Origin of the sequence: Mycobacterium sp., from assembly GCF_032162605.1 — a bacterium.
Lineage (GTDB): Bacteria > Actinomycetota > Actinomycetes > Mycobacteriales > Mycobacteriaceae > Mycobacterium.
The window spans coordinates 1-6353 of the sequence record NZ_JAVROT010000129.1; the positions used below are offsets into that span (position 1 = coordinate 1).

The 6353-nt window shown below is 65.1% G+C and carries 9 protein-coding genes and 1 pseudogene; 5 read left to right on the top strand and 5 right to left on the bottom strand.

Features of this window, described 5'->3' with window-relative positions; genetic code table 11:
* Both QOI01_RS07965 and QOI01_RS07970 read right to left on the bottom strand, forming a co-directional pair.
* On the bottom strand, positions 1–618 hold a 618-nt coding region (locus tag QOI01_RS07965), incomplete at its 3' end, for an ABC transporter permease (RefSeq protein WP_526379675.1).
* Positions 615–1394: an ABC transporter ATP-binding protein gene (locus QOI01_RS07970; RefSeq protein ID WP_526379677.1), complete on the bottom strand. Its 780-nt coding sequence runs from the start codon at positions 1392–1394 to the stop codon at positions 615–617. The genes QOI01_RS07970 and QOI01_RS07965, both read right to left, overlap by 4 nt.
* A gap of 270 nt (positions 1395–1664) precedes the next feature.
* On the opposite strand from QOI01_RS07970, the gene QOI01_RS07975 reads away from it, so the two are divergent.
* The 4 genes and pseudogenes from QOI01_RS07975 to QOI01_RS07990 all read left to right on the top strand — a co-directional run.
* Complete coding sequence (locus QOI01_RS07975) at positions 1665–2591, top strand: substrate-binding domain-containing protein (protein ID WP_526379678.1); 927 nt, start codon at positions 1665–1667, stop codon at positions 2589–2591.
* A 129-nt stretch (positions 2592–2720) separates the two neighbouring features.
* Positions 2721–3752, top strand: a complete 1032-nt coding sequence (locus QOI01_RS07980; protein WP_526379680.1) for a LacI family DNA-binding transcriptional regulator — start codon at positions 2721–2723, stop codon at positions 3750–3752.
* Between the two features lie 122 nt (positions 3753–3874).
* Positions 3875–4576, top strand: coding sequence for an NAD(P)-dependent oxidoreductase (locus QOI01_RS07985; RefSeq protein ID WP_526379682.1), 702 nt, complete (start codon positions 3875–3877; stop codon positions 4574–4576).
* A 12-nt stretch (positions 4577–4588) separates the two neighbouring features.
* Positions 4589–4822: pseudogene (locus QOI01_RS07990) on the top strand (NAD-binding protein); the annotation flags it as partial.
* A 70-nt stretch (positions 4823–4892) separates the two neighbouring features.
* Here the strand turns inward: QOI01_RS07990 and QOI01_RS07995 are convergent.
* From QOI01_RS07995 to QOI01_RS08005, 3 genes are all read right to left on the bottom strand, one after another.
* Complete coding sequence (locus QOI01_RS07995; RefSeq protein WP_526379684.1) at positions 4893–5150, bottom strand: hypothetical protein; 258 nt, start codon at positions 5148–5150, stop codon at positions 4893–4895.
* Between the two features lie 143 nt (positions 5151–5293).
* A complete protein-coding gene (locus QOI01_RS08000; RefSeq protein WP_526379686.1) occupies positions 5294–5467 on the bottom strand; it encodes an ATP-binding cassette domain-containing protein in 174 nt (57 codons plus the stop codon).
* 27 nt (positions 5468–5494) lie between these two features.
* Entirely contained in the window at positions 5495–5776 is a 282-nt protein-coding gene (locus tag QOI01_RS08005) for a hypothetical protein (protein WP_526379688.1), read from the bottom strand.
* Positions 5777–5960: 184 nt separating this feature from the next.
* Between QOI01_RS08005 and QOI01_RS08010 the strand changes: the two genes are divergently transcribed.
* Positions 5961–6353 (top strand): aminotransferase class III-fold pyridoxal phosphate-dependent enzyme (locus QOI01_RS08010; RefSeq protein ID WP_526379690.1); only part of this gene is annotated, 393 nt, incomplete at its 3' end.

Here is a 6353-nt window from a genome sequence, read left to right on the forward strand (position 1 = left end):
GCCACTGATGACGAATGGCAGGGTGAACGGCAGGATCACCTTGACGTACAGCTGCGCCTCGTTCGCTCCGAAGATCCGGCCGGCCCGCACCAGCGACGGATCGACGGTCTTCACCCCCTCCATGCAGTTGACCATCATCGGGAACATCGCCGACAGCACGATGATCGTGAGCTGCATGGAGTTACCGAAGCCCAGGACGAGGATCAGTAGGGGGATGAGGGCGACGCGCGGCAACGCCGTCATCGCCCACACGTAGGGGCTGAGGATCAGGTCGATGATCCGCACGCCGCCCATCAACAGCCCGAGCGGGATGCCGATGGCCGCGGCGATGAGCATGCCGATGGTGAAGTTCTGCACGCTGTGCAGCAGTTCTGGACCGATGGTGCCATCGGCGAAGCCGTGGTACATCGCCGAGAACATGTCCGTGGCCTTGGGGAAGAACAGCGGATTGATGATGCCGGACAGTGCGATCAACTGCCAGAGCACGAAGAACAGGCTCAGGTTGACCACCGTGATGACGAAGCTTCGATACCGATCCCACGCGCTGCGCGTGATCGACTCGGTGACGGCGGCCCCGTCGGCGGACGCGTCAGTCGTTGGCAGCGTGCCCGTGCTCATTTGTTCCCTCCACCGATCTTCGCTCCCAGTGCCTGAGCTTGCAGCTGGCCCCAGATGTGCTCGCGCAGCTCGCTGAACCGCGCACTGCCCCTGACACCCTCGTCGAATCGGGATCTGGGCAGGTCGACGTCGACGATCTCGAGGACCTTGCCCGGCCGGTTCGAGACCACGACCACCCGGTCCGCGAGCGTGAGCGCCTCGTCGATCGAGTGGGTGATGAAGAAGACGGTCTGGCCCGTCTCGGCGATGATCTTCTCGAACTCGGCCTGCATCACCTCGCGCGTCATGGCGTCGACCGCTCCGAAGGGCTCGTCCATCAACAGGATCTCCGGCTCAGACACCAAAGCGCGTGCGATGCCGACCCTTTGACGCATTCCGCCGGAGAGCTCATAAGGGAAGGACTTCTCGAAGCCGGTGAGACCGACGAGCTCGAGAGCATGGCCGATGCGCTCCCGCGACTCCGCCTTCGACGGGCGAGGATGCCTGTTCTCCAGCGCGAACATCACGTTCTTGTAGACGGTGCGCCATGGCAGCACCGCGTAGTCCTGGAACACCATGGCCCGGTCCGCACCGGGCCCCTCGACGGTCTGACCGCCGACCCGGATCGTCCCCTCCAGGGGCGTCATGAAGCCGGCGATCATGTTGATCAGCGTGGTCTTACCGCAGCCGGACGGGCCGACGATGGCGAGGAACTCGCCGCTGTACACGTCGAGGAACACGTCCCGCAGTGCAATGAGTCGGGTCTTCTGCCGCTTGTTCTCATAGCCGGCGCTCACGCCACGAATCTCGATCAACGGTGCTCGTGTCGGCGGCGAGTCGCCGACACTCGGTCGCGGGTGGCGTGTCACCGAGGGAACAGCCTGACTCATGTATTCCCAGCCTCTTCTCTGCCCGAAAGCTTCACTGCAATCGTTTGCTCCATCCTGCGATGTGACGTGGGTCATGTCAATGGGCGCTCTCAAGAATAGTCGGCCACGGCAAGAACCGGCAGGTAGACGTTCAGAGAGGCTGTCTACAAACGATTGCAGCTATGGCACCATGGGGTCATGACACGAGCGCGGCTACGCATCGGGACGTTCACGCCATCGCTGTTGATCGATCTTGCTCGTTGTACCGGACGACTGGACGGCGCCGACCTCGAGGTCACCGAAATCCCCGTGCCCTCCTCGCCGGCTCAGTTCCGCTCGCTCGAAGCCGGCGAGTTCGACGTGGTGATGACGAGCCCGGACAATGTTCTCGCCTATCGGTTCCTGAGCGCGAACCCACTCGGGCGAAACCTGCCGGTGGAGATCTTCGCCGGAATCGATCGGGGACTCGGGCTGTCGTTGTGTCTCGCGCCGTCGGTGACGGACGTCGCGGACGTGCGGGATCGTGTGGTCGGGGTCGACGTGCCGGAATCGGGCTTCGCGTTCGTGGCGTTCGCCCTTCTGGAGCGCGCCGGCCTCAGCCCGGACGAGTACAAGGTCGAGTCCATTGGGTCGACTCCTCGCCGCGCTGCGGCACTGTCAGCGGGAACGTGCGCCGCCACTGTCCTCAATGCGGGCAACGAGTTGCGGGCGGGCGCATCCGGATGCCGTGTCGTGAGCACGGTCGCAGACATCGGTCCCTACCTCGGAACGGTCATGGCAGCGCTGCCTGCCGACGACGCAACCGTCACCGATCCGCGAAATCGTTTGGCCGAGGCCCTGATCGACACTTCGCATGACATCGTCACCGGCCGCCTGCGACGGGAGGTTCTCGAGGCCGCGGGACGGTTGCTCGGGCTGGCGGATCCTGAAGCACTGGCGCACCTCGAGTGCCTGCTCGATCGCACCCACGGTCTGATCACCGATGGGCATGTCGACGAAGCCTCGATCAACACCCTGATCGACCTGAGGCGTCGACACAGCCCGAGCCCGGATCTCGACGTGGTGGCGGCGGAGTGGCCAACCATGGTCAGGGCGGCTGCCCTCCGAACGGGCCCTCGCACGTGAGCGGTCGCGTGTTCGCCGGCGCCGCTCGTAGAGACGGGAACCGACCGATACATTGCACGTGCCGGTGGGGAACTCCATCATTGACCGGAGGCTGCATCCGTTTGCAGCAGGGGAGGGGAGTGGGGGTCTGTGCACAGGGCCACGCTGCGTGAGGTTGCGGTCATGGCCGGAGTCCATCCCGCCACCGCTTCACGCGCCTTGAACCAGGCGACCGAGAGTTTGGTCAACGCCGAGACGGCTGCCCGAATCAAGAAGGTCGCCGCCGAGATGGGCTATTCGCCGAACCCGATCGCGCGCAGCCTCAAGACTTCCCGGTCGGCCAGCATCGGCCTGGTGATCCCCGATCTGACCAATCCGCTGTTCCCGCCCATCGTGCGAGGGGTCGAGGACGTACTACGGCCCATCGGCTACAACGCCTGGATCGTCAACACCGACAACCGACCCGAGGTGGAGAAGGCGGCGATCGAGTCGTTCCGTCAGCGCAACGTCGAGGGCTTCGTGTTCGCGACCGCGCATCTGAAGCACCCCCTTCTCGACGAACTCGCTGCGGCATCGACGCCGATGGTGCTGGTCAACCGGCGCACGAACAGCGCCGACATCCCATCGGTCACCTCGGACGACGCAGCAGGCGTCGCGATGGCGATGCAGCACCTCGTCGATCTGGGGCACACCAAGATCGTGCATCTCGCCGGACCTCAAGATCTGTCGACCGGTGTCACCCGGCGTCGCGCATTCGTCTCCAGTTTGGAGGATCTCGGTCTCCCAGCCGAGGTCTCGCGGACGATCATCTGCCAGGAGTGGTCGGAGCTGGCGGGCGCGGAGGCGATGCGGACTCTGTTGGACTCCGGTCCTGAGTTCACCGCGGTCCTCGCCGGCAATGACCTGCTTGCCCTGGGCGTCTACGACACTCTGTCCGAGCGGGGCCTGCGCTGCCCGGACGACATCAGCGTGGTTGGGTTCAATGACATGCCGTTCATGGACAAGGTCTCACCGCCCATGACGACCGTGCGCATCCCCCACTACGAGCTCGGCGCCGAAGCGGCCCGATTGTTGCTCGAAGTGCTCTACGACCCGGCCCGCCATCCGCGTTCCATGTTGCTCCCATTGTCGATGGTCATCCGGTCCTCCACCGGCCGGGTCCCAGCCCGCGCCGGGGCCTGAGGACTTCGCGCCGACGCAGTGCCCGGGCAGGCGCGCGAGGCGGCGCAGGATCTTGCGGTATTGACTTGAGCTAGACCGCACGGCACTATTGCAACCGATTGCAGTCGAGCTTGGGAGATTGAATGGGAGACAGCGAATTGACGACGAGCGTCGGGTGGATCGGCGCCGGACGCATGGGCTATGCGCTCATCGAACGCTTGCTGGACGCCGGTTACGAGGTGTCGGTCTACAACCGCACCCGGTCCAAGGCGGAGCCGCTGGCCGAGCGCGGCGCCAAGCTCGTCGACACCCCCGCGCAGCTCGCTGATCGCGACGTCGTCTTCATCATGGTCGCGGCCTCCGACGACCTCGAGGCCGTGGCCGTCGGCGAGGACGGGCTTCTCACCGCCGACGTCTCACCCCAGGTCATCGTCGACTGCTCGACCGTCTCGGCGGCCGTCTCGGAAAGGATCCGAGGCCTTGCCGCCGACCGAGGAACCACGCTTCTGGCTGCGCCGGTCAGTGGCAACCCAAAGGTCGTCAGGTCGGGCAAGCTCACCCTTGCGATCTCGGGGCCGCGCGAGGCCTACGACCGCACCGAGCATCTCCTGCGCCCACTCGGCCGGGGCGTCACCTACGTCGGCGAGGGCGAGGTCGCTCGCCTCGTCAAGATCTGCCACAACGTGTTCCTCGGCGTCGTCGCCCAGTCCCTCGCCGAGATCACGGTGCTCGCCGAGCAGGGCGGCACCAGCCGGCAGGCGTTCCTCGAGTTCCTGAACAACTCGGTGATGGGATCGGTGTTCACTCGGTACAAGTCGCCGGCGTTGGTGAACCTCGACTTTTAGCCGACGTTCACCAACGTCTTGCTGCGCAAGGACTTCGACCTCGGCCTGGCAGCCGCCCGCGAGCACGGCGTGCCGATGCCCGTCGCCGCACTGGCTGCCGAGATGGTGTCCTCGGCGGTCGGTGCAGGCCACACCAGCGAGGACTTCGCGACCTTGCTGCTGGAACAGGCCCGACGGTCAGGGGTCGAGCTGGTATCGGAACAGGCGGACGTCGACGACGGTCTGGGGACCGCCGCAAATGGGTGAGCCGCGACCTCTTCCGGCTCGGGCACATAAGGTCGTCATCGCCAACGAGTACTGAGCGGGGAGCGGGCGCTCAGCGTTTCACGCCACCGCCGAAGTACATCTGGCCCAGGTTCGGGTCGGCCAGGATGTCCGCAGCGGCACGCTGGGTGACGACCCGGCCGCTCTCCATCACGATGCCGTCGGTCGCCCTCCGCATCCCGAACTTCACGTTCTGCCCCACCACCAGGATCGTCTTACCGGCGTCACGCATCACCATCACGGAGCTGTACACGACCCGCAACGCCTTCGGATCGAGCCCCAACGACGGCTCGTCCAGGAGCAGCAGCACGGGGGTCCAGCATCAGGCTGCGCGCGAACTCGACCATCCGGCGCTGGCGGCCGGACAGGTTGCCTGCCGTCTCGCGTGATCGTTCGGTGACGATTGGAAACAGCTCGGCTACCTGGTTGTAGCGCCTGCGCACCAGCGCGCGGTCACGTCGGACGATGTATGCACCGAGCAGCACGTTCTCGCGCACCGTCAGATTCGCGAACAGGGCTCCGGTGGATCGGCTCCCCCTTCAGCGTGATCTCGCCCTCCCGCGGCTGCAGCAGGCCGCTGATGGCCCGCAGGACCGTGGACTTGCCCGCGCCGTTCGGGCGGATGATGCACGCGATGCCGTGCGGTAAGTGCGCTCAGATCAGGATGGTCAATGGATTCTCGACGCGGCGGACGAAGGCTGCCATCCATCCGGCGGCGACCGCCGAACGTTCCGGGATTGGACACGTTGATGACGGCGGCCGCGTTGACGCTGCGGCGCAACTCGAGCAGATCGTCGACCCGGCAATCCGCGGTGAGATGGAAGAGCGGCACCGTTGTCTTGCTCTCGGTGAGTCGGAGCTCTCCTTCGTCCGGAAGTAACGCCAGATCGCTTGTGTGGAAAGCCCTGCGGCAGAGGCAATATCGTCACCACTCATGCCGGCGACCCCGTGTGCCCAGAGCAGTGCACAGGCGTGCCTGGAAACCGCGAGCCGCGACCCGGCCTTGTCGACGATGGCTGCCACCCTTCTCCGATCCGTGTCACTTGGTGACGTGACTACCGTGTGTCACTAAGTGACAGACTTCGTCAAGCAGGCACACCCGACCGACCAGAGGAGTGTTGTGACCAGCGAGCAGTTCTGGCGGGCCGCCGATCAACACGTGGCACGCTACGGCGCGTCATTCGTGCCACGAATCATCAAACGGGCCAAGGGAAGTTACGTCTACGACGAAGACGGCAATGCCATCCTGGACTTCACCTCGGGGCAGATGAGTTCCATCCTGGGGCATTCGCATCCCGACATCGTGTCCACGGTGTCAGCGGCGGTGGCCACTCTCGACCATCTCTACAGCGGAATGCTCAGCGTGCCGGTGGTGGAACTCGCCTCCAAACTCTCGGCGACTCTGCCGTCGCAGCTGACCAAGGTCCTACTGTTGAGCACGGGGGCGGAGTCGAACGAAGCTGCCATCAAGATGGCGAAGCTGTACACCGGCAACTATGAGGTCGTCTCCTTC